The sequence below is a fragment of the Mycobacterium noviomagense genome (genome assembly GCF_010731635.1).
Classification (GTDB): Bacteria; Actinomycetota; Actinomycetes; order Mycobacteriales; family Mycobacteriaceae; genus Mycobacterium; species Mycobacterium noviomagense.
This window is the reverse complement of sequence record NZ_AP022583.1, coordinates 1,206,681-1,230,059: the sequence shown is the minus strand read 5'-3', so window position 1 is coordinate 1,230,059 and position 23,379 is coordinate 1,206,681. Positions and strand designations below refer to the sequence as shown.

The 23,379-nt window shown below is 63.6% G+C and carries 22 protein-coding genes and 1 tRNA gene; 14 read left to right on the top strand and 9 right to left on the bottom strand.

All coding sequences use genetic code 11. The features are described 5' to 3' along the window. Nucleotides 1-5 precede the first annotated feature (5 nt). The gene (locus tag G6N15_RS05740; protein WP_083085392.1) at nt 6-680 is read left to right on the top strand and encodes a PadR family transcriptional regulator; all 675 of its coding nucleotides are present in this window, start codon (nt 6-8) and stop codon (nt 678-680) included. Here the strand turns inward: G6N15_RS05740 and G6N15_RS05735 are convergent, their stop codons facing one another. The 5 genes from G6N15_RS05735 to G6N15_RS05715 form a co-directional block, all read right to left on the bottom strand. After that, nucleotides 681-2,384, bottom strand: a complete 1,704-nt coding sequence (locus G6N15_RS05735; protein WP_083085391.1) for a 3-ketosteroid-delta-1-dehydrogenase — start codon at nt 2,382-2,384, stop codon at nt 681-683. It abuts the gene before it with no gap. Nucleotides 2,385-2,391: 7 nt separating this feature from the next. Further along, nucleotides 2,392-3,225, bottom strand: a complete 834-nt coding sequence (locus tag G6N15_RS05730; protein WP_232070360.1) for an IclR family transcriptional regulator — start codon at nt 3,223-3,225, stop codon at nt 2,392-2,394. Nucleotides 3,226-3,350: 125 nt separating this feature from the next. Then, a complete protein-coding gene (locus G6N15_RS05725) occupies nt 3,351-4,850 on the bottom strand; it encodes an FAD-dependent oxidoreductase (RefSeq protein ID WP_408632413.1) in 1,500 nt (499 codons plus the stop codon). Then, complete coding sequence (bphC, locus tag G6N15_RS05720) at nt 4,814-5,722, bottom strand: biphenyl-2,3-diol 1,2-dioxygenase (protein ID WP_083085388.1); 909 nt, start codon at nt 5,720-5,722, stop codon at nt 4,814-4,816. Before bphC ends, G6N15_RS05725 begins: the two co-directional genes overlap by 37 nt. Before the next feature lie 9 nt (nt 5,723-5,731). Next, on the bottom strand, nt 5,732-6,916 hold the full coding sequence (locus G6N15_RS05715; RefSeq protein WP_083085385.1) for an acyl-CoA dehydrogenase family protein: 1,185 nt from the start codon (nt 6,914-6,916) through the stop codon (nt 5,732-5,734). A gap of 329 nt (nt 6,917-7,245) precedes the next feature. Between G6N15_RS05715 and G6N15_RS05710 the strand changes: the two genes are divergently transcribed. The 3 genes from G6N15_RS05710 to G6N15_RS05700 are packed head-to-tail and all read left to right on the top strand — an operon-like array spanning nt 7,246 to nt 10,517. Next, entirely contained in the window at nt 7,246-8,841 is a 1,596-nt protein-coding gene (locus G6N15_RS05710; RefSeq protein ID WP_232070359.1) for a flavin-containing monooxygenase, read from the top strand. Between the two features lie 21 nt (nt 8,842-8,862). Further along, entirely contained in the window at nt 8,863-9,654 is a 792-nt protein-coding gene (locus G6N15_RS05705; RefSeq protein WP_083085380.1) for an SDR family NAD(P)-dependent oxidoreductase, read from the top strand. Beyond that, on the top strand, nt 9,651-10,517 hold the full coding sequence (locus tag G6N15_RS05700) for an alpha/beta fold hydrolase (RefSeq protein WP_083085378.1): 867 nt from the start codon (nt 9,651-9,653) through the stop codon (nt 10,515-10,517). The genes G6N15_RS05705 and G6N15_RS05700 overlap by 4 nt, the downstream gene beginning before the upstream one ends. On the opposite strand, the gene G6N15_RS05695 is transcribed toward G6N15_RS05700, so the two are convergent. From G6N15_RS05695 to G6N15_RS05685, 3 genes are all read right to left on the bottom strand, one after another. Then, nucleotides 10,514-12,049 (bottom strand): LCP family protein, encoded by a 1,536-nt coding sequence (locus G6N15_RS05695; RefSeq protein ID WP_083085585.1) that lies wholly within the window; start codon nt 12,047-12,049, stop codon nt 10,514-10,516. The genes G6N15_RS05700 and G6N15_RS05695 overlap by 4 nt on opposite strands. A 128-nt stretch (nt 12,050-12,177) precedes the next feature. Then, a complete protein-coding gene (locus G6N15_RS05690; protein WP_083085375.1) occupies nt 12,178-12,669 on the bottom strand; it encodes a hypothetical protein in 492 nt (163 codons plus the stop codon). 32 nt (nt 12,670-12,701) lie between these two features. Continuing rightward, a complete protein-coding gene (locus tag G6N15_RS05685; protein WP_083085374.1) occupies nt 12,702-13,169 on the bottom strand; it encodes a nuclear transport factor 2 family protein in 468 nt (155 codons plus the stop codon). A 63-nt stretch (nt 13,170-13,232) separates the two neighbouring features. Here G6N15_RS05685 and G6N15_RS05680 point away from each other — a divergent pair, with 63 nt between their 5' ends. The 9 genes from G6N15_RS05680 (at nt 13,233) to G6N15_RS05640 (ending at nt 21,588) form a co-directional block, all read left to right on the top strand. After that, entirely contained in the window at nt 13,233-14,045 is an 813-nt protein-coding gene (locus tag G6N15_RS05680; RefSeq protein ID WP_083085583.1) for a DUF1906 domain-containing protein, read from the top strand. Nucleotides 14,046-14,155: 110 nt separating this feature from the next. Beyond that, nucleotides 14,156-14,848 (top strand): glycoside hydrolase, encoded by a 693-nt coding sequence (locus G6N15_RS05675; RefSeq protein ID WP_139797704.1) that lies wholly within the window; start codon nt 14,156-14,158, stop codon nt 14,846-14,848. Nucleotides 14,849-14,959: 111 nt separating this feature from the next. Next, complete coding sequence (locus G6N15_RS05670) at nt 14,960-17,764, top strand: helix-turn-helix transcriptional regulator (protein WP_083085373.1); 2,805 nt, start codon at nt 14,960-14,962, stop codon at nt 17,762-17,764. 10 nt (nt 17,765-17,774) lie between these two features. Continuing rightward, nucleotides 17,775-18,077, top strand: coding sequence for a hypothetical protein (locus G6N15_RS05665; protein ID WP_083085372.1), 303 nt, complete (start codon nt 17,775-17,777; stop codon nt 18,075-18,077). 216 nt (nt 18,078-18,293) lie between these two features. Then, nucleotides 18,294-18,554, top strand: a complete 261-nt coding sequence (locus tag G6N15_RS05660; protein WP_139797703.1) for a hypothetical protein — start codon at nt 18,294-18,296, stop codon at nt 18,552-18,554. After that, the gene (locus G6N15_RS05655; protein ID WP_139797710.1) at nt 18,554-18,880 is read left to right on the top strand and encodes a WhiB family transcriptional regulator; all 327 of its coding nucleotides are present in this window, start codon (nt 18,554-18,556) and stop codon (nt 18,878-18,880) included. The genes G6N15_RS05660 and G6N15_RS05655 overlap by 1 nt, the downstream gene beginning before the upstream one ends. 394 nt (nt 18,881-19,274) lie before the next feature. Beyond that, complete coding sequence (locus G6N15_RS05650) at nt 19,275-20,456, top strand: DUF262 domain-containing protein (protein ID WP_197910680.1); 1,182 nt, start codon at nt 19,275-19,277, stop codon at nt 20,454-20,456. Next, nucleotides 20,453-21,004 (top strand): HEPN domain-containing protein, encoded by a 552-nt coding sequence (locus G6N15_RS05645; protein ID WP_139797702.1) that lies wholly within the window; start codon nt 20,453-20,455, stop codon nt 21,002-21,004. Before G6N15_RS05650 ends, G6N15_RS05645 begins: the two co-directional genes overlap by 4 nt. A 508-nt stretch (nt 21,005-21,512) precedes the next feature. Next, nucleotides 21,513-21,588: transfer RNA gene (locus G6N15_RS05640), tRNA-Thr, on the top strand. Nucleotides 21,589-21,739: 151 nt separating this feature from the next. On the opposite strand, the gene G6N15_RS05635 is transcribed toward G6N15_RS05640, so the two are convergent. After that, on the bottom strand, nt 21,740-22,492 hold the full coding sequence (locus G6N15_RS05635; protein WP_083085581.1) for a hypothetical protein: 753 nt from the start codon (nt 22,490-22,492) through the stop codon (nt 21,740-21,742). 129 nt (nt 22,493-22,621) lie between these two features. On the opposite strand from G6N15_RS05635, the gene G6N15_RS05630 reads away from it, so the two are divergent. Beyond that, nucleotides 22,622-23,341 carry a response regulator transcription factor gene (locus G6N15_RS05630; RefSeq protein WP_083085359.1) on the top strand — a complete coding sequence of 240 codons (720 nt, stop codon included), beginning with the start codon at nt 22,622-22,624 and terminating at the stop codon, nt 23,339-23,341. The last annotated feature ends 38 nt before the right edge of the window (nt 23,342-23,379 follow it).

Here is a 23,379-nt window from a genome sequence, read left to right as displayed (position 1 = left end):
GTCGAATGGCAGGCAGCGATCCGCCGGAGTGGCCGAATCTCGCGGCGACCAGCTGGGCACTGCTCGGCATACTGTCCTACGAACACGAGCTTTCGGGTTACGACATCCGAAAGTGGATCGACTGGAGTATGCGCTTCTACTACGGCAGCCCGGCTTACAGCCAGATCTACTCTGAGCTCAAAAAGCTGGAGCAGCTGGGACTGGTGACTTCTCGTGTCGAGAACACTGGTGGCGCACGTAATCGCCGGCTGTACAAGATCACTGAAGCCGGGCTGGACGCGGTGACTCGTTGGGCTAACGAGGCACCGGTCGATCCACCGACGCTCAAGCATGGGCCGCTGCTGCGGGTGACCTTGGCGCATCTCACCAGCCCGGGACGGCTCAAAGAGGTGCTGCAAGAACACGTGGAGTATGCCGACGAAATGCAGCGCAAGGCCGCGAAGGATGCTAGGTGGGCCGCTGCGGATCCGTCGTGGGCATATGCCCGCGTCGCGTTACAGTGGGCCGAGCGGTATTACGCCAACGAACGGGAACTAGCGCTGAAGATGATCAAAGAGCTCGACGAAGCTGAAGCCAGGTTCCCCCGAGCCAAGGAAGGCGGGCCCACGAAAACTCCTTGGCCCTCACCCGAATTCTGGTACGAGATCGAGAAGAAAGCCAACGCCGAGGAACCGGACTGATCACACTCCGGCCGCAGCGCGGGCGGCAATGTAGCCGTACACCAATCCCTGGGCGATCGTGGCGCCGGCGCCGGGATAAGTGGTCCCGAATGCGTTCGCTGCGGTATTGCCAATCGCGTATAGGCCTTCGATCACACTGCCGTCTTCGCGCAGCACCCGCGCATGGTCGTCGGCGCGCAGACCGCCACAGGTGCCCAGGTCGCTGAGCACCATCTTCACCGCATAGAACGGGCCCTTGTCGAGGGCGCGCAGATTCGGGTTCGGAGCGATGGTCGGATCGCCGTAGTAGCGGTCGTAGGCGCTGCTGCCGCGGTGGAACTCCGCGTCATACCCCGCTCGCGACATCTCGTTGAACCGCGTCACGGTAGCGGTGAACTCTGATCGGGGAACACCAATCATGTCGGGAAGTTCAGCGAGCTCGTCCGACCGATGGGCAATCCCCGCCTGGAACCACGCCCGCGGAATCGGCATCCGCGGAAACAGCTTGCCGGCAAAGACATAGCTGTTGCGGTACTGCTGGTCGAAGACGATCCACATGGATCCGACCGGATCACCCGAGCGTTCCCGCTCCAGGACACGTTGCCCGAATGACATGTAATCCGTTGCCTCATTGACGAACCGTGTCCCGTGCTGATCGATAATCAGCGAGCCGGGCAGGGACCGCTCGGCCAGCATCACGGGAGGTGCCGCGCCCGGCAGCGGTGCCACGGCCGGAAACCACCATGCCTGATCCATGAGATCGGTTGCCGCGCCGACGTCTTGAGCGGACCGGATTGCGTCGCCGGTATTCGTTTCGGCGCCCAGGCTCATGTGCTCGCCGAGGGACTCGGACTGGAACTTCCATCGCATGTCCATGCTGTGATCGAACCCGCCGGCGGCAAGCACCACGCCTCGCCGCGCGCCGACAGTGATTTCGTGGCCGTTGTGGCCCACCACTGCGCCGGTGACCCGCGCGCCGTCCATGGTCAAGCGATGAAGTGCGGTGTTAGTCCAAATCGGGATCTCCGCGCGCAGAACACCGGCGAACAGTCCTGCGGCCAGGGCCTGCCCTCCCGCGGCGTAACGCCGGCCCAGCAGCAGTCCGCCCACCCCTTGGGCGAGGCGTTTGGCTATGGTCGGCATGCCTTTTCGCGGAACCCGGACCATCAGGTTCATCCACCGATAGTCAGCGGTGGTGGTGGGCATGGGAACCTTGGGCTCCATGAGCCCGGGGCGCAGCCGGGTCCGGTACTCGCCGAGGATCTTCGTGTTCAGCGGTCGGCATTCGCAGGTCCGACCCTGCGCGGTGCCACCCGGCGCCTCGGGGTGGTAGTCCGAATAGTCCTTGGCCCATGCCAGCTTGAGCCGGGTGGTGCGGCGCAGCATGTCAGCCGTCCCGGTCACGTTGCGCAGGTAACCGGCGGATCGTTTGCCCGGTGCGGTGCCTGCCACCGCCGAGGCGAGGTACGTTTGGGCACGCTCCACGGTGTCTACAGCGCCGTGTTCCTCGAGGATCGGGCTGGCGGGCAACCACAATGCGCCGCCGGAACGGGCGGTCGAGCCGCCGACATAAGACGACTTCTCCACGATCAATACGTTCAATCCGCACTCGCGCGCTGTCAAAGCCGCTGCCATTCCCGTCCCGGAGCCGATGACGAGAAGGTCGACCACCGTGTCGCGCAAGGGCATTCCGGCCGGGATGGTGGCAGGTTGCGCAGTCGTCACGGAAGCCTCATGCGTATTGCAGCGCAGCCGATTCGCGGGCGCGACCAAGTGCGAGGCCGGCGCACAACGGCCGCAGCGGCTGCAGCGTCGGCGCCACGCGCTGCGGACCGTCTTCGAGATTGCGCCAAATGTTCATTGCCGTCATGCGCACCGGCGCGGCCATGCGCCGGTCGAACATGATCCGGCTCATCGGTCCGCATATCGACACGGCTGCGATGGCCTCACCCGGATCGCCGATCGGCGCTGCAACACAACCGAATCCGGGCAAGGACTCTTCCCGGTCGAATGCGATTCCGCGGGCGCGAACCTTGGCCAGTTCGGCGGTCAACTGCGCCAGGCTGCTGATCGAGTATCTGGTTTTGCGGCCGGCGAAATCGATCGCGTCGGCGCCGTCGCTGTACGCGAGGATCGCTTTGCCCACCGCTGTGCAGTGTGCCGGCTGGCGTCCACCAACCCGGCTGGGGATCGCCGCGACCATCTGATCGCCGACCTTCTCGAGGTACACCACATCGGCGCCGTCGAGGACGGCCAGGTGGGCGACCATCCCGGTGGCCCGGTGGAGATCATGCAGCAGTGGTGACGCAGCCCGGTGCAGCCGATCTTGGTGTACCGCAAGGGATCCCAGTTCGACCAGTCGCATGCCGAGTTCATAGTCGCGACCGCTTCGGCGAAGCCAGCGCAGTTGCACCAGCCGCTCGAGCATGCGGTGTGCGGAGGAGCGCGGCAGGCCGGTGCGCCGCACAATCTGGGCCAGCGTCAACCGGCCCGGACCGTCGAAAGCGTCGAGCACCAACGACACCCGGTCGATGACGGCACTTGGGGTGGTGGATTCGGCGGTCACGGCACGTCCTCCTGATATTTCTAATAGAAATATGCCTGTTTGTACCATACAGGTGTGGTCGTTGTCACACGCACGCCACAAATCGAAGCAGTCCACGCCGCTGACCTCGATGAATAGCGGAAGGCTCAGCCCTTGGCCGCGGCACGACCGGCGCGGCGGCCGTAGAAGCTGCCGTCGCCAAGCGAGATCCCGCTGGCGTACCCCCACGCGGCCAGCCCAGCCGTACAGCGGCCTGCCGCATACAGACCGGGGATCTGCTCCCCGCTGACATGCAGCACCTCGGAATCCAGCGTGGTCTTCAACCCCCCGAGCGTGAACCCGCCGGTGCTTTCGCGCAGATCGATCGCACCGACCGGTGACCCGATCGGGCGCAACCACTCGGACTTCTTGTGCAGCAACGGATCCTCGCCGCGGGTCGCGCCGTCGTTGTAGGCGGCCACGGTGGCCTGCAGTGAGCCGGGCGCCAAACCGATCTCGCCCTCGAGCTCGGCAACGGTTTCGCACACCCACGTCGGCTGGCGCAGCATCAACCGAGGCGACCACGATGCCATCGCTTCTTCCTGCGCGGCCTCGTCGACGATCAGGTACGCGGTGTTGTCCTGATGGTAGAGGGTGAGCTGCCCGACGCGCCCCGGGTAGGTGTCCTCGGGGACATAACGTTGGCCGCGGCCATTGACCAGGATGCCCCGCACCAACTGCTGCGGGTCGATGAAGATCGCCACCTCGGTGGCGTCCATATGGGCCAGATCGGCGCCCAGCGCCTGCGCCATCCTGATCGCCTGACCGTCGTGCTGCTCGATCGACGCGGCCGGTCGCCCGGCGATCCGCGGCGCGTACTGGGCGACCATTGTGTCGTTGTAGGCGAAGCTGCCCATCGCCAGCACCACTCCGCGGCGCGCACGGATCGTCACCTCATCGCCGTACTGGCGGGCGCACAGTCCCACGACCCGGCCGTCGGATTCGACGACCAGTCGCTGCCCCCGAACGTCATAGATGGCCCGCGCGCCAGCGCCGGTGGCGGTGTCCACGAGCGGTTTCATCAGCATGTAGCCGGCGCTCGCTTCGCCCTGCTTCTTGTTCGACATCTGCGGCACGTGTCCGCGCGGCGCAGGAGTCGTGATGGTGTTGAACGGGTAGGAGTTTTCTCCGCCGCTGTACATCAGGCCCTGGTCGCCCATCGGCTCCCAGCCGGGCTCGGAAAAGTACTCCGCCTTGAAAGGCACGCCGCAGTCGACCAGCCAGTTGAAGTGCTCCACGCTGCCGGCGCAGTAGTCGGCAATTCGGTTCTCGTCGGCGCCGGGCCCCATCGCGACATTAAGGAAGGCCGCCATGTTGTCGACGGAATCGTCGAAACCGCAAGCCTTTTGCAACGGTGTGCCACCGCCCAGATAGATGAACCCGCCGGCCATGGCCGCCGCCCCGCCCCACGAGCCGGTGCGTTCAAGCACCAGGACGTCGGCACCGGATCTGGCGGCCTCGACCGCCGCGGCCGCGCCGGCGACCCCGTATCCGGCGATGACGACGTCGGCCTCGTAGTCCCACGTGCCGATCGACGACGCCGAGACGGGGTGCACGTCGGCGCCGAGTGTCACGGGCGCATCGCCACCGGGAGGTCGCTCACCCACTGATGACCCCAGTAGCTGTCGGCTGTGATTTCTTCTGCGGTGTAATAGGTTTCGTCGACTCGCATACCGTCGGTGCCGAACTCGATGTCCCAGCCGCCGGGCGCGCGTACGTAGAACGACACCATTTTGTCGTTGGTGTGCCGCCCGAGCGTCGAGGACAGCTGGAAACCCTCGGCATTGACGCGGTCCAGCGCCTGCCCCACCGTGTCGAGGCTGTCCACTTCCACCATGATGTGGACGAGGCGCGGGTCGCGCTGGTGTGCGGCTGGGACAATGGCCAGGCTGTGGTGGCGCTCGTTGATGCCGAGGAAGCGCACCCGCACCGGACCGAACTCTTTGGGCAGCGGTACGCGGAATGCGCCGCGGGACCGGAAACCCAGCAAATCGGTGTAGAAGTCGAACAGCGCATTGGGGTCGGTCGCCGGCACGACGACGTGGCCCATGCCTTGGTCGCCGGTGACGAACTTCGCCCCGAACGGGGTGACGACAGGGCTGTGGTCGAGCACCGCACCGTGAAACACCTCGAGCGTGGTACCGGCCGGATCCTCGAAGGTGATCACCTCTTCCACCCGGCGGGCCTCGGCCTCGTCGGTGGACAACTGCTTGAACGCAAGCCCGGCGCCGTCGAGGGCTGCTTTAACCCGCTGCAGGGCCGGGTGGTCGCGCACTTCCCAGCCGACGGTGAGCACCCGGTCGGTTTCGCCGGGCACCACGATGAGCCGGGCCGCGCGCTCATCCATCCGCAGGTACAGCGCCGACGCGTCAGGACCCTTGCCTTCGGCGAACCCCAAGACACCGAAGGCGAAATGCCGCCAGCGTTCGATGTCGTTGGTGGAGATGGTGATGTAGCCCAGGCTTTTCAGATCGCTCACGGTCGCCTCCTAGATCAATGCCCGCAGCGGACCCTCGGGCGGATCGATGCCCAGCGAACTCAGTGCAGATGCGTGGTAGGCGGTGCCGGGGACATGGATGGCGTGCAGGTGGCCGACGTGCACGTCACGCCAATAGCGTTGCAGCGGTTTATCCATCCGCGCCGCGTTCCCGCCCGAGCGCGCGAAGATCTCGTCGACCGCCGACACCGCACGCCACACCGCGCGGATCTGCGTGCGCCGACCGGCCGCGCGGTCCGCGAACGACACCTCCTGGCCTGAAGCGACGATGTCGTAGATGCGGTCGACGTTGGCAAGCAGCTCCTGGCGGGCGGCGTTGATGTCGGCTGCTGCTTCGCCGATGGCATACATGACGTAGGGGTCGTCCTTGATGGCGGTTCCGGTGGCGCTGACGCGCTCGCGTTGGTAGTCCAAGTGTGCGGCGAGCGCTCCTTCGGCGATGCCGATGGTCGCCGCGGAAATGCCCAGCGGGAACATCGTCGACCACGGCATCAGATACAGCGGCTCGGTCATGCCAGCCTCGCGCTGGGCGGTGCCGTCCATCACTTTGGTCGCATCCATCGTCCGGTAGGTCGGGACGAACGCGTCCTTGACGATGACGTCCTTGGAACCGGTTCCGCGCAGCCCCACAACATTCCACGAGTCTTCGACGATCTCGTAATCCTTGCGCGGCAGGATCATGTGCAGCATCTGGGGCGGCATCAACGGCACACCCTTGTCGTCGCCGAGCATCGCGCCCAGGATGATCCAGTCGCAATGATCGGTGCCCGAGCTGAACTGCCAGCGACCGTTGAAGATGTAGCCGCCGTCGACAGGCTTGGCCACACCCTGCGGCGCGTAGGGGGAGGCCATCCAGGTATCGACGTCGTCGGCCCAGATTTCGGCGGGCACCTTCGGGTCGGCATAGGCCAGTTGGTAGGGGTGCACCCCTACGACGCCGACGATCCAGCCGGCGGCCGGATCCAGGGCTGCGGTTGCCATCACCGTCTCGGCCCACTCGCGGGGATGGGCCTCAAACCCTTGGTACTGCTTGGTTTGCAACAGCCGGATCAGGCCGGCCCCCTTCATCAGCTTGACGGTATCGTCGGTCAGCCGGCCAATTTTTTCGGCTTCTGCGGCCTGGCTGCGCAACTGATCCGCCATTGCCATTACCCGGTCGATTACCCGCTCGCTCATATCGTTCATCCTTACGTGGGTGGGCCCTAGTAATGGTCTACCGCAGTCCGTGCCGAACCGAAGGCGATCCCGGTGAGCGGAAACTTCTGCGTGCTGTGGTCGTCGGGGCGCTCGCGCCTCGGCAATCAACGCGTTGTGCGGGTGAAGCTATTCAAGACCGCGCCAAACCAACGTTTTGCAGGAAAAGTGCGAGAGCCGGTCTGTAAAACGTGCATCTCGCCGCGGGCGGGGCCGTCGTAGATGCCCACCAATCCGGGCCGACGAGGCAAGGCGTCCGGTGACCGGGAAGCAACTCGTTGGGGGCCGACGTAGAGGTCTACCGTCCCGTCGTGCCCCTTGATGCCGTGGTTGTCGGCGCCGGATTCGCCGGCCTGTACGCCCTGCACAAACTGCGCTCGCAGGGGTTGTCGGTGCGCGTGTTCGAAGCCGCTCCCGACGTCGGCGGCACCTGGTACTTCAACCGGTATCCCGGTTGCCGCTGCGACGTCGAAAGTATCGACTACTGCTACTCGTTCTCCGACGAACTGCAGCAGCAGTGGAACTGGACCGAGAAGTATGCCACACAAGCCGAGATCCTGCGCTACATCAACTGGGTCACCGACAAACTCGATCTTCGCAAGGACATCACCTTCAACACCCGGGTCACCTCAGCGGTCTTCGACGAGAAAACGCTGCACTGGACAGTGACCACCGACAACGGCGACGTCGTCACCGCCCGGTTCTGCCTGATGGCCACCGGCTCACTGTCTGTTGCGCTGACACCCGATTTCCCTGGACTGGACAGCTTTGCCGGCGAGGTGTACCACACCGCCCATTGGCCCCATGAACCTGTTGATTTCAGCGGGAAGCGCGTCGCGGTGATCGGCACAGGTTCCTCGGGCATCCAATCGATTCCGGTAATCGCAGAACAGGCGGCACAACTCTATGTTTTCCAGCGCACGCCCAACTTCAGCGTTCCGGCCGGCAACAAGCCGCTGACCGCTGCGGACATGGCGCAGATCAAAGCGAATTACGCGGAGCGGCGCCGGCTTTCGTGGCGCAGTGGTGGCGGCTCACCGCATGTTCCTCATCACCAGAAGACGATGGAAGCATCGCCCGAGGAGCGTCGAGCGGCGTTCGAAAAACGTTGGCAGCTGGGCGGTGTCCTATTCTCCAAGACCTTCGCCGACCAGATGATCGACCCGGCCGCCAACGAGGAAGCGAGGAAGTTCTACGAGGAGAAAGTCCGCGCGGTCATCGATGATCCTGAGGTGGCCGATCTGCTGATCCCCAACGACCACCCGATCGGCACTAAGCGTATCTGCACGGACACCAACTACTTTCAGACCTTCAACAAGTCGCACGTCGAGCTGATCAGCGTCCGCCAGACCCCGATCGAATCTGTCGACGCCACCGGAATCAACACCAGCAGCGCCCACTACGACGTGGACATGATTGTCTTGGCCACCGGCTTCGACGCGATGACGGGCGCATTAGCCAACATCGACATCGTCGGCCGTGGTCGCGAACTGCTGCGCGAGGACTGGAAGGACGGGCCCCGCACATATTTGGGTCTCGCCGTGGACGGGTTCCCCAACCTGTTCATCGTCACCGGGCCGGGCGCGCCGGGCGTCTTGGCCAACATGGTGCTGCATGCCGAGGCGCACGTGAACTGGATTGCCGACTGCATCGCCTATCTCGACGAGCACGGTTACACCGCCATCGAGGCCACCCCGGAAGCCGTGGACAACTGGATCGCCGAGTGCGTCCAGCGCGCCGAGGCAACGCTCTTCCCCAAGGCGAACTCCTGGTACATGGGTGCCAACGTTCCCGGCAAGCCGCGGGTCTTTATGTTGTTCGTCGGTGGGTTCGCCGTCTACAACGACATCTGCGCCGAGGTGGCCGGGGCCGGCTACAAGGGGTTCACAATGATCAAATCATCCTGAAGTGGCCAGACGGGAGTAGAGATGAAGCGACTTGAGGGAAACCGCATCCTCATAACCGGCGCGGCTTCGGGCATCGGGCAGGCCACCGTGCTGCGGCTGCTGGACGAGGGCGCGGCGGTGGTCGGCGCCGACATCGCGGTGGACGGTTTGGAGAAGACCCGCGCCCAGGCTCAGGAAGCCGGGTCGGGTGAGCGCCTCACCACGGTGGAGATGAACGTCGGCGACGAGAAGTCGGTAGTGCAGGGCGTGCAGCAGGCCGTCGAGGCCCTGGGCGGCCTGGACTCACTGGTCAACGCGGCCGGCATGCTGCGAGCCTCACACACGCACCAGACCAGCACGGAACTGTGGAACCAGATCATCAACGTCAACCTGACCGGAACCTTCCTCGTGGTGCGCGAGTCGCTTCCGGCGCTGCTGAAAAACCCGCGCAGTACCATCGTGAACTTCAGCTCCACGTCAGCGTCTTTCGCGCACCCTTACATGGCGGCCTACGCCGCGAGCAAGGGCGGCATCCAGTCGTTCACCCATGCGCTCGCACTCGAGTACGCCAGTAAAGGGCTGCGTGCGGTGTCCGTGGCGCCGGGCAGCATCAAGTCCGGAATCACCGACGCCACAGCGGGATACCTCCCCGCTGACTCGGACTGGTCACTGTTCGGCCGGCTCTCGCCGATTTTGGCGACCACTCTGGAATCCAGTGGAGCCCCGATGGCCGCTCCGGCAGCTGTGGCCGGAGTGGTCGCCATGTTGGTGTCCGAGGACGGCGCGTTTATCACCGGCACCGAAATCCGGATCGACGGTGGTACCCACGCATGAGCGTGGATGTGGACTATGACGCCACGCTTCGCGAGATCGCCACTGAACCTGGCACGTTGCGCTATCACGAAGCCGGCGATGGGCCGCCGCTGTTGATGCTGCACGGATCTGGCCCGGGCGTGACGGGGTGGCGCAACTTTCGTGGAGTGCTCGGCGAGTTCGCCGAGCAATTCCGCTGCCTGGTCTTGGAATTCCCTGGCTTTGGGGTCAGCGACGACTTCGGTGGGCATCCCATGCTCACCGCGTTCGATGCGGTGGTGCGGTTCGTCGATGCACTGGGGCTTGACGCGCTCGACATTGTCGGCAACTCGATGGGTGGCGCGGTCGCGATCAACTATGCGATCGCCAACCCCGAGCGGGTGCGGCGTCTGGTGACCATCGGCGGCATCGGCCGCAACGTCTTCAGTCCCGGCCCGCCCGAAGGCATTCGGCTGCTACAGGAGTTCACCGAGGATCCCAGCCGCGAGCGGCTGATCCGCTGGCTGCATTCGATGGTGTATGACCCGGCGGTGGTCACCGAGGAACTGATCGAGGAGCGCTGGCGCCACGCCACCGACCCCGCGACTCTGGGCGCCGCCCGGCGGATGTACTCCAAGGACTCATTCGCTCAGATGACCAAGGCCATGGAAGCGTCGAAGGCACCGCAACCCTGGGCCATCATGCATCGGCTCAAGGCGCCGACGTTGATCACCTGGGGCCGCGACGACAGGGTGAGTCCGCTGGACATGGCGCTGATTCCGATGCAGACCATCCCGAATGCGGAGCTACACGTATTTCCCAACTGCGGGCACTGGACGATGATCGAAGCGAAAGACGCGTTCGTCAGCGTCGTTCTGGGCTTTTTGACCCGTAAGGCTGCTTAGTTCACGCAGGGCACGCCACCGCCGTCGATCGGTGCGCCCCGATCCGGCGTCGGCTCGGTCGAGGTGGCGGCGTGTGACTTGTAATAAGAGCCGGAAAGCGTTGAGCTTGTTGTCGTCTCATCGGAGGGTGACGACGACGGCAGCGTGTAGTCGTCCCCGAGAATCACACGTATCCGGTTGGGACTCAATGTTTTATCGGCGTGGTCTGGCGCGTCGATGCCCAGTAGCTCGGCGACGGTGTGCGCGTCGGTTGCCGCGCCCGCACCGTAAGTGAGTGTGGTGTCGGTAGGTTCGCCGCGGGCCCGGTCGCGTACCTGGCCGGCGGTGTAGCCGTGTTGGCGCAGGGTGCGCGACACCTTGCTGGCCGTTCCGGAGACACTGCCCGCGTTGACGACGTCGACGACGGTGGCCGGGTTCGGCGTGCTGGTGGTAGGAGTGGTGGACTCACTGGTGCCGAACGCCGCCGCCACCTCGCGCTTGATCGCGGCCGGGTCGACGATGTTGACGTCTTGACCGTCGATGTTGTCGTAACGCACCACGGGCAGGGTCCGGTATTCGACGTTGCTGCCGGCAAGCGCGGCTACGCGGCGGAACTGGTTCTCGTCCCAGCCGGCGGACAGCACGATGTCTTTACGGGCCACCGCGATCAAGCTCTTGAGCTTGCTCAGGTCGGTGAGGGTGCCGGAATCCTGCAGCTGGCGCACAACCGCGGACAAGAATGCCTGCTGGCGATGCGTGCGGTCGAGGTCACCGTTTTCCAGGCCGTGGCGCTGCCTGACAAACGACAGTGCCTGCTCGGCGTTGAGCGTCTGGCGGCCCGCGGGGAAGTCGGCGCCGGAATACTCGTCGTAGACGGCGTGCTTGAGGCACACCCGTACGCCGCCCAAGCTCTGGGTGAGGTCGTAGAAGCCAGCCAGGTTGACCTCGGCGAAGTAGTCGATCGGTACACCGGTGAGGTTGCGCACCGCCCGTAAGGTCGCCGCCCGGCCGGCTTCGCGGCCTTTGGTCTCGAGTTCCTTTTGGTCGCCGAATCCTTTGTCGACGAGCTTCTGCTCGACGTATTGCTTGGTGAGCCCGTACGCCTCCTTGATCTTGATGTGGTTGTATCCCGGCACCCCGCTGAACGGCACCCAGTCGTCGCGGGGGATCGAGAAGGCGACCACTCGGTCATCGGCGCCGACGTGAACCAGGATCAAGGTGTTGGTGTTGTAGCCGCCGGCATCGGAATCTCCGGCATGCAGGTGCTTCAATATCGCCCACGGCAGGTCGTTGCCGTCCTGGTCTTTCCGCGAGTCCAGTCCGATGAGCAGGATGTTCATCGCCCCGCCGCTGGAGCGAGGGTCCTCAGAACCCAGCGCCTGCGAAACAGTGATCCCGCCCAGCGCGCCGTGAGCCACCCACCAGCCCGCACCGGTCAGCAGCACCGCTGCGACGGAGACCAGCGCCAGGCAGCCACGGGCCAGCCTCCGGCGCAGCTGGGAGCGCACCGGAGTCGCACGATGGCGAGCTCTACCGCCCGCTCGTTTGGCCACGACAACCTCGACTCTGCCCGGAGCGTCCCGCCGGTCCGGCGGCCGCGACTGCGATGATGACGCTCGCTTCTTGACCTCCAGTATGGGGCAGCGTGCGGCGAAGCCTGTGCTCACAGGGAGCCGCAGCGTCAATAACCCGGTGCCAACCAGCCAGCGAGTACGTAACCCAGCGTGCCGATGAGGACGCCGAATTTGACCAGGGCGGCAGCTTTGGCCCGACGCGCGTTATCCGCGACAGCGGACTCCGAGAGGACGTTAAGCAACGACACGCCCTCGACCGCATCTGCGGCAACGGCCGGGACAACCAGCAGGGGTAGTGCGGCGCTGTGGGCGCGTCGGCGACGTGCACCGTCGACCAGCAGCGCCGTCATCGCGCCGTAGGTCAGCATGTAGCCGAAGTCGAGCCACAACGACCACCGGGCGGCGCGCCGCCCGTCCTCGCCCCAGGCGGACATGATCCGCTCGGCGCGCTGCGCGTTGCCTGCCAACTCGAACGGGATGATGCCGGGCCCACCGGTGCGGCGCATGCGCCGCTCCAGCACCAGCATCACGGCGCTATAGCAGGCGAAGCCCGTCGTGGCTAATGCCAATGGAGTCCAGCGCCGGCTGCCGCGCATCATGCGTTCACATTATCGGCCCGGACGGAACGAGGTCAGCGCAGCGGGATGTCGTACCCGGGTCCGCGTTCGTCGGCGGGGCGAGGGCCGAAGTAGCGGCGCTCCGACTCCTCGATGGGAACGTCGTTGATGCTGGCTTCGCGGCGGAGCATCAACCCGTTGTCGTCGAACTCCCACAGTTCGTTGCCGTAGCTGCGCCACCACTGGTCGGTGGCGTCGTGACATTCGTACTGGAATCGCACCGCGATGCGGTTGCCGCGGAAGTCCCACAGGCTTTTGCGTAGCGCGTAGTCGAGTTCTCGTTGCCACTTGGCGGTGAGGAATTCGACGATCTGGTCACGGCCGGTGACGAACACGTCCCGGTTACGCCACACGCTGTCGCGGGTGTAGGCCAGGCTGACCTTGTGGGGGTCGCGGGTATTCCAGGCGTCTTCTGCGGCTTGGACTTTCTCGGTGGCGCTGTGTAGGTCGAAGGGCGGAAACGGTGGCCGCTGTTCATCCATCGGCTCACTCCTTTTCTCGATGACGTGCGGTTGCACCAAGCCTCATTTTGTTACCATCGCGCGGTGCACGATTCGACCGCGCCATTTGGACGCGGCGGACAGCGATCCGTTTCCCGACGCGAGGTCCTCAAATATGCCTCGGCCGCACCAGTTTTGCTTGGCGTAGGCACGCTGGCCGCGACACTCGACGGACACAAGGCGGCAGCCGCCAACGGTAAATTGATCGACTTCACCGAGCACTTGGTGCCCGCGGATCAGATCAAAGCGGCGGGCTACGACGGGGCAGTGGTCTATGTGGCTGAGTCGCGGCCCGGGGCGAACTTCGACTTCAAACCCGTCACCCGCCAATACGCGGACGCGCTGCGCGCAGCGGGACTTCACATCGTCAGCAATTACCAATACGGCAAGCCCGGTTGGCCTGACCCGTCGGACTACACCCGCGGATACCAAGGCGGGGTGGCAGACGCACAGACCGCGCAAGGGCTGCACGCTGCAGCCGGCGGTGGTGATTCAGCACCGATCTTCTTCAGCATTGACGAGGATATCGACTCCAACACCTGGAAAAGCATTGGCGCCGAATGGTTTCGGGGGATCAACTCGGTAATCGGTGTGGGACGCACCGGCATCTATGGGCATTCCCGGGTATGTGGGTGGGCGATCAAAGACGGCGTCGTGGGCCGCTCGACCACTGCGGGACATTCGTGGGCATGGCAGACGACCGCATGGTCTCATGGTGAGCGCGAACCGGCCGCGGTGCTTTACCAGTCGGTGGTCAACACCCCGTCGAGCCCTGGCCCGTTGCTGGGCGGCACCCACGTGGATGTTGACGACGTCCTGGCGACCGATTTCGGGCAGTGGGATTTGGACCGTCGGTAGCCAGCGTGATCGCAATGCGTCAAGACACTTGGCTTCGACGCCGAAAGTGTCGTCTACCTGCAACTAAGAGCTCGCTAAAACGGCCACACCGATTCGAACACGACAGTAAGGTGCTGTCCGTGAGCAGAGACCTGCTAGCCAACGGCCGAGGGCGCTGGTTGGCATTCGCGGCCTCCCTTGCTGTCTCGGCCACCATTTTCATCGCTCAAGGCGCGAAGCATCCTTGCTGCGTTGCCATCCCGCCGGGCCAGGCGGCTGCGCCAACCAGCGCGGCTGGAATCCCGGCAACAACGCCGAAAGATCCGAAACCTGTGCCGGCCGGCGCGCCGCACATCGCCACTGCCGCGGAGAGAGAAATGCTGGCAGCAAGTGCGCCAACCACCGCCCAGCAGTTCCTGTTTGCCTTACCAGCCGGCATTGCGCCGGAGCAGGGGTTACAGGTCCACACTATTCGCGTGGCGCGTGCAATTAGCGTGCTGTTTCCCCAGATCACGACCATCGGCGGGTACCGGCAAGATCCCTTGCCGTGGCACCCCAACGGGTTGGCGATCGATGTGATGATCCCGAACTTCCACAGCCCCGACGGGATTGAGCTGGGTAACCAGATCGCTGGCCTTGCCTTGGCGAATGCGAAACGCTGGGGAGTGATCCACGTGATCTGGAGGCAGGCCTTCTACCCGGGGATCGGTGCGCCGAATTGGACACCGGACTCCGGCTCGGAAACCGCCAACCACTACGACCACGTTCATATCGCCACCGACGGCGGCGGCTATCCGACCGGGCACGAGACCTACTACATCTGAGTCACCAACGGCTATTTGGCATCTGTCCAAGGAATACCGACGCACCGTCCAAATGGTGGCGGCGATAGCCGAAGCGGCCCATGAAGTGACGTGTGCGTTGACGCGCCTGCGATGATTGGCGTCGTGGCCGAAGGCGCGGGGAACCGGTCGGTCGAGAACCGGGCGGTAGCCGATTTCCTGATTGCAGCGGCGGCGCAGCCGTCGGTTTTGGTCATTGACGGTGAGGCCGGCATCGGCAAGACGACGCTGTGGCTCGCCGCGATCGAGCGGGCCCGTGAGCGCGGGTTTCGGGTGCTCTCAGCCGCGGCAGGCCAGGTGGAGTCGATATTGGCCTACGCAGCGGTAGCCGATCTGCTGAGCGACGTCGAATCAGCTCTTTTGACAGCACTTCCCGATGTGCAGCGCATCGCGCTGGAGCGGGTTCTATTGCGGTCCAACGGTGATGGCCCTGCCACCGACCAGCGGGTGGTGGCGGCGGCCTTCTTGAACGTGGTCGAGGGCCTCGCGGCAGCAACCCCGGTGCTGATAGCCATCGACGATGTGCAGTGGCTGGATTCGTCGAGCAAAAACGTGGTCGCCTTCGCCATACGGCGGCTGCGAGGACCGGTTGGGGCGTTGCTGACCGAGCGGATCGAGTCGGACATCGAAAACGCATCGTGGCTGCAGCTGAACAAACCGAACGGGGTCGAGCGAATCCGTGTGCGTCCGTTGACGCTTGGCGGACTACACACGCTGTTCCTGGAGAAGCTAGGTCGGTCGTTTCCGCGGCCCACGATGGTGCGCATCGCGGAGTTATCCGGGGGCAACCCGTTTTACGCACTAGAACTGGCGCGTGCGATAGGCAACCGGTCGCCGGAGTCTGACGCGGCGTTGCCCGCCACATTGGCCGGACTGGTGCGTGCCCGGATCGGACGCCTGGAAGAAGATGCCCGAGACGTGTTGCTGGCTGCAGCCTGTACGGCCGAGCCGACGGTGGACTTGCTGGCGCGGGCCACCGGCGCAGGTGTCGAGCGGACGGTCGAGTTACTCGAAGAGCCCGAAAGTCACGACATCATCAGGATTGACGGCAATCGGGTGCACTTTTCTCACCCGTTGTTGGCGAGGAGTGTGTACACCGACGCTGGTCCAGCCCGCCGCCGCAGAATGCATCGGGCGCTAGCCGACGTGGTGACCCTGCCCGAGCTGAGAGCCAGGCACCTCGGGCTAGCAACCACCCGTGCGGATCCGGAAACGCTTCGGGCTCTTGACGAAGCCGCCGATGCAGCGCTGGCGCGGGGAGCACCCGCAGCCGCGGCAGAGTTGATCGAGCTGGCCATCCGGCTCGGTGGTGACACGTCATCGCGTCGCATCCGGGCGGCCCAGCACCGTTTCCAGGCCGGTGATACCGAGCGAGCCCAAGCGGTGCTCGCACCGACCATCGATGCGATGGAGCCGGGTCCGCTTCGGGCGATCGCCTTCGATCTACTTGCCGGAATGCGGATGTACGACAATAGTTTCCTGCAGGCCGCTGATCGACTCGAGGCTGCGCTCGACGACGCCAAAAGCAATCCTGTGGTGCTGGTACAGACTCTGCTGATGTTGTCGTTTGTCCAACTCAATTCCAACGAGTACGGCGAATCACTGCAACACGCGCGGCAAGCGGTGACAGTTGCCGAGGGATTGGATATTTCGACGCTGACCAGTCAGGCGCTCGCGATGTGGGTGCGCGCGAGCTTCACGTACGGCCAAGGGTTCGACGAAGCCGCGCTACGGCGCGCGCTGGAACTGGAAGATCCTCACATTGACGTGCCGATTCCATTCCGCGCCAGCGCGATTAATGCGCTGATACTGGCCTGCACGGGTCGGCTAGAAGAAGCCGCCGCCCAGATGCGTGCCATACGGCAGCACTGCGTCGAACGCGGCGCCGAGGGCGACATCGTGGCCATTGCCGGATACAGCGTATGGGCCGACATATGGCAGGGGCGCTTCGGCGACGCGGCAAAAGCTGCCGACGACGCCGTGGAGCGAGCCGAGCAACTTGGCGGTGACCACGTGCTCGTGATTCCGTTGAGCGTGCGGGCGGCAGTCGCCGCCTACACCGGGCGTGAGCGCGACGCTCGCGCCGACGCTCGTGCAGCCTTGACCGCCCAGCGAGGCGGCTCGCCCCGGCTGCCCGGTTACTGGCCCGCCATGGCGTTGGCGTTCCTTGAGGTTTCGCTTGGTCGCTACGCCGAAGCGCTGACCACCTTGCAGCCGGTCTTGTCGGTCTTCATCACCATTCCCGGCACCGAGATCCTCAGCGCCTGGTACATCCCGGACGCGGTCGAGGCGATGATCGCGCTCGGAAAGTTTGACGATGCCGAGCCGCTGATCGAGGCGCTGGAACGTAATGGTCGTCGGCTCGACCGTGCCTGGATGCTGGCTGTCGGTGCGCGCTGCCGCAGTATGTCGTTGGCTGCCCGTGGTGATGTCGTCGCCGCCGAACAGATTGCCCAGCAAGCGATGACCGAGCACCAACGGCTGCCGATGCCGTTCGAACGGGCCCGCACCCAGTTGCTGCTCGGCCAACTCCAGCGTCGCCGGCGCAGGAAAGAGGCCGCCGCGGCGACCCTGCACGAGGCGTTGAGCGCATTCGAAGCCATGGGCACCCCGTTGTGGGGCGAACGTGCCCGCGCGGAGCTCGCACGCACCAAAGTCAGCCACGCCCGCGACCCTGGGCTGACACCCACCGAGCAGCGGGTGGCCGAACTCGCGGCCTCCGGCATGACCAACCGCGATGTCGCAGCCGCTTTGTTCATCAGTCCCAAAACCGTTGAACACAACCTGTCGCGCGTCTACCGCAAACTCGGCATCCGCTCCCGCGCAGAACTCGGCCAGTGGATAAAGCAACGCAACGTTAGGGAAATCCCCGATTCGCCAGGCGCCTCGGCCCACTAATGTCCGCTGGGTGGGCAGCGCAGCGCCGCCGGTCGCGTGTTATCTCGCGGAGTGGTATCGGCCGGAGGTCACCCATCATCCGCTGGACGACACTGTCGCCAAACTCGATGCCGTCGCAGCCACCATGCGTGTGGAGGGCTCGCTGGTGGAATTGCTTGTGACACTGGCGGTGCCTACCGACGAGGTCATCTACGGCGTCTTTGCTGCACCGTCGCCAGACATTGTCGTCCAGGTTTGCCGGCGCGCTGGTATTCCCCTCGAACGGCTTAGCTCCGACGTGGCGGCTCACATCATGCGGCTTGCGCGGGATTGAGAGCCGGGGCCAACCCTTAGGGAAACCCCCGATTCCTCAGTAACCGCAACTTGAAAAACTAGGTCGGACAAGTAAACGAAAGCGACCGTAATGGTTAGCGACAGGGGAGGAGCGATGGTCTTACTACAACAGCCCTCCGATCCGACCGCGGGGCTGTCGACACAGGAAATCCCGACCCAATTAGTGGCGACCGTCGATTGCCTTACGTCAGGCGCAATGAACCACAGCTACTCGATCGTCGAGGATGAGGACGGTCCGGGCCATCCGCGGATAAGTGCCGTTGACGTGTCGGATGTGGAGATCGCAGGGGCGTTTCAACCACCTGAGCGGCCGTATTGGTTGCTCTATGTGACCCCATTGCTGGCCGCCGCCGCCGGGATTGCCTTTTGTCCCGACCCTCTTCCGTTGGGTAGCCGGAAAGAAGCCAGGCAATGGGTGAGTCTGGTCGCCCAGCTGTACGCGAAAGCGGCGTCGTGATGTACGCACCGGAGCGCCCGGCTCGCACCTTGATCCACGACTCGGAGGCTGAACCTCGAACTGCCTGGGTGTCCAGGGCCCGCTGCCGTTTCAGCGACCCCGACGAGTTGTTCGTGCGCGGTGCTGCTCAGCGCAAAGCCGCGGTGATCTGCCGTCAGTGTCCGGTGAACCTCCAGTGCGCCGCCGAGGCGCTGGACAACCGGATCGAGTTCGGTGTCTGGGGCGGGCTGACCGAGCGTCAGCGCCGCTCGCTGCTCAAGCAGCACCCGGAGGTGGTCTCGTGGGCCGACTACTTCGGTGCCCAGCGCAAAGACCGGAGTGCGTAGCCGTCGGGTCGGTAAATCTGCGGACGGGGCGCTTCCAAAGCGTCTCGATCCAAAAGTCGCCTCGATTTCTGTTAAGCAGGTGGCTCAGAATGGATCTGCATCGCGGAGAGGCTCATTGACGAGGCGCTCGTCTTGAGTGCCGGCGCGCTTCGCGGACGGGGTACTCGACGGTTGGCCTGTACCGATACTCGTCGGGAATGGCTGACAATCGCTCTGGCGGGATGTCTTTCAGCGGAAAGCCGCACCACAGGGTTGTGTCTGGTTCCCGTGCTTGGCGGAAGGAGCGCCGGGCCTGCGCTCGACGAGGTCGAAGGCACGGGCAACCAGTGTCCATGCGACGGTGCGCTAGCTTTTCTCTGGGAGGATCTTTCTGCAGGGAGAGGGGACAAAGATCGTGGTGGAAGCTCTGGATCACTCGAACGGTTCCGGTGCGATGAAGGAAGAGTGGCGTCAAATAGACGCTGACTCCGAAGACGCGCAAATAGACGAGTATGACCTGACGACGTCCCCCAATGATTTCAATGTCCTTACCATTTATAATTTCGTCAAATCCGGCTCAGTGATTATTCCCGGTTTTCAACGTAACTATGTTTGGGATAAGAAGCGCGCATCAAGGCTGATCGAATCGCTAATTATTGGCCTGCCGGTACCCCAAGTCTTCCTCTATGAGGAGGATCGGAACAAATTCCTTGTAATAGATGGCCAACAACGGTTAATGACTGTCTATTACTTTATGTCTGGACGATTTCCGCGGCGGGATAAACGTTCTGAGCTTCGGGCTGTCTTCGATCAATACGGTGAAATTCCCGACAATATTTTGCACGACGACGCATATTTCGAGCCCTTCAATCTACAACTGCCAGAGAGTGGTCAAGGCGTCGTGAATAAATTCAGTCGGCTAAACTACCAGACGCTTGGCGATTACAAGATGCAATTTGAAATGCGCACTATCCGAAACATGATAGTGAAGCAATTGCGACCCAGTGGCGATGCATCTTCGATCTACGAAATGTTTAACCGCTTGAATACCGGCGGTGTCAACCTCACCCCACAAGAAATACGATCCAGCCTGTTCCACTCCAAATTTTATGACAGCTTGTACCAATGGAATATGGACCGTCGGTGGCGCGAATTGATTGGTCAAGAACATCCCGACTTGCACATGCGGGATATAGAAGTGATGCTCCGCGCTTTCGCGATGGCGCGGAATGTCGACACGTACGCCCCTTCGATGGTGAAGTTTCTCAACCGATTCTCGAAAGCTGCTCAGCAAGAGAAACCCGAAGGAATCGCTGAGTTCTGGGAAAATCTCGACTGGTTTCTATCCGAAGTAAGCACTGTACCGCGGAGCGTCTGGCTCACGAGACAACAAAAGTTTCTAGTGAATTTGTTTGAGTCAGTTTTCGCGGCCGCTGTACGCGCCCGGGCGGCGGGCAAGCTCACACGGCTCGACGCCGACGCAATAATGGCGATTCGCGAAAGCCAGGACTATATAAGGCACTCGCAGGAGCGGACCACGGACACCGAAAATGTGAAAGGAAGGTACCGCGCTGCTTACGGGACCCTGACATCGTGACCGCTTGCGCGCCGGATCCCGACATCGTCCAGGCAGTTTTCGACGATCACGCAGCCATAGTTGCGCATTTGCAGAACGCAGGAGAGCTATCGTATTCAACGACTCTCGAATCGACTTTTCCGAAAGTCATGCTGCTCGCGGCTGCCAGTAATCTTGAAGAGCAAATAAAGGCCGCCGTCATCGCTTTTGTAAGGAAAACCGCTGGCGATTCCGAGGAAGTTGTGAACTTCCTGCGTAACAAAGCGATTGAGCGACAGTATCATACATTTTTTCAATGGGATGGCAAGAATGCCAACCAATTCTTCAGTCTGTTCGGCGAAAACTTCAAAAAACGTATGAAAGAGATAGTTGACGCTGATCCCGAACTTAGGCAGTCGATTAGAGATTTCTTGGATCTAGGAAATGCGCGGAATAGCCTGGTCCATGGGGATTATGCCGCCGCCGCAATGGATAAGTCCGCACTTGACGTTCTTTCCCAGTATCACAGCGCCTGCGTATTCGTGCGGCGCTTGGAAGCGACTTTCAGCGCTTGCGCTGCGGAGCGATAGCTTATTTCCCGACAACACGAATGCCATCAATCATTCGAACCGTAGGTCGAAACATGTCTGACAGCGCAGTCACGAATTACCCTAGCCAAGTCCGCTGCCTACTGGCGGGAGATCTGAGAGTACAACGTTGGGTCGGCCGCCGCCCCCTCGCTGGCGATCTCAGCTAGCCCAATTCGCAGGTGGTGCACACTGGGGTACACGAAGCGCCGCGATAACACTGGCGCCGACTGTTCGAGTCCGATCTGGACCCGTCGCGGAGAATGTCGCCAATTGTGGCCAGCACAGCCGATTCGACGTGTGTTCGGCACCGGCGCAATGCATTCCGATTATCCGCCGGATGGGCTGCACCTCTTGACTGACGACCGCTCGCTTACCAAGGTGCCTTCTGCTTCCGGCTGACCGGACACCGACGGCGCCGGCTCGCACCTGCGACGGCTCGAGTCGGCGCGCATCTCCGGCGCCGCATCACCCCGTCGTAGAATCGTCACGGCTCATCGAGCCGGCCTAGGCCGCGTTAGCTCAGTTGGTAGAGCATCGCCCTTGTAAGGCGAATGTCGAGAGTTCGAGTCTCTCACGCGGCTCCATTCCTGTCGGCACTCACCGATAGCGTCGTCTTGTGTCAACGACCTGTCTCGGGTTCGGAGTCGATTCCGGCGGCCGTCGGCCAAAAGTTTGTGCAGCAAAGCATGCCAAACAGCAACAGGTCGCTTTACCGACGACAGCTAGCGTAGCGGCTTACTCGTCGTGCTCGATGATCCGCCGCGAACGGACGGTCTGCGGTGCCGAGCGGCGCGTCGGCCGGCGTCCGGGAAACGGGATGCGCTCGGCGATATTGCTCAGCGGGTTGACCACCATGGTCAGCGAGATGACGGCGTCCTGCAGGGTGGCGATGGCCGGTTCCAGTGCCTCCATCCCCGGCGCCAGCCGGCTGAGCGTGTCGGCAACGTCGGCGAGCTGCTCGAGTGGTCCATGCTTGGCGGTCAGCTTGTCAACGACACCGCCCTCGGCAAGCAGCCGGTCGACCACCCCGTCCTCACCCAGCAACCGCTCGGCCACCCCGTCCTCGCCCAGTAACCTCTCGACCAGCCCGTCGTCGGCGAGCAGCTGATCGACCAGCCCACCCGGCTGCAGCGCGCGCTCCAAAGCACCGCCCTCGGCCGTCAAGCGGTCAAGCAAACCGTCAGGCGCGGTCAATCTGTCGACTACACCTCCGGGACGCAATAGCCGCTCGACCGGCCCGTCAGGCGCCAACGCCCGCCCAAGCGGGGCGTCGTCGTCGAGCAACCTGGCCATCCGGTTGGCGCGCAGGATCGCGTCGTCGATACCGAGCATGTGGGCCACCGAAGCTGGCTGCCCCCCGGCCTCGCCTATGACTCGTTTGGCCAGGCCGACACCTGTGGCCGCTATGTCGAGGCTGGCGTCGGCCGCTGCCAACCCGATTCGCGCCGGTGCCGTGGCGAGTGTGGCCAGGCTTTTGCCGAGGTTCATCCCCTGAGTGTATTCGCGCAGCATCCCCGGCGGTGGGCACCAGCAAAACAACTCGCTGGCACCAAACTCACAGCAAGTACACAGTTTGTTTGGAGGTTAAGCTCAATCAAGTACGAAGGAATTGAGGGCATGGTATCGGGCGCCGCACAGGAAACCACACCGGAAGCACGCGTCCTTGTCGTCGACGACGAGGACAACATCGTCGAACTTCTCTCGGTGAGCCTGAAGTTCCAAGGCTTCGAGGTCCACACCGCCACCAACGGCCCGGCGGCCCTCGACCGCGCCCGCGAAGTCCGTCCCGACGCGGTGATCCTCGACGTGATGATGCCCGGAATGGACGGCTTCGGGGTGCTGCGACGGTTGCGCGCCGACGGCATCGACGCGCCGGCGCTGTTTTTGACCGCACGCGACTCGCTGCAGGACAAGATCGCCGGCCTGACCCTGGGCGGCGACGACTACGTCACCAAGCCGTTCAGCCTGGAAGAGGTGGTGGCGCGGCTGCGGGTGATCTTGCGCCGCGCCGGCAAAGGAACTACCCAGCCGCGCACCTCTCGTCTGAAGTTCGCCGACATCGAACTCGACGAGGACACCCGCGAAGTGTGGAAGGCCGGCGAACCGGTGTCGTTGTCTCCCACCGAGTTCACCCTGCTGCGGTACTTCGTGATCAACGCCGGCACAGTGTTGAGCAAACCGAAAATCCTCGACCACGTCTGGCGCTACGACTTCGGCGGTGACGTCAACGTCGTCGAGTCCTACGTTTCCTATCTGCGCCGCAAGATCGACACCGGCGAAAAGCGGCTACTCCATACCCTTCGCGGGGTGGGATATGTGCTGCGGGAGCCCCGATAAGGATGGGGCCGACTCTCGCGGCTGACTAGTGCGCGGGA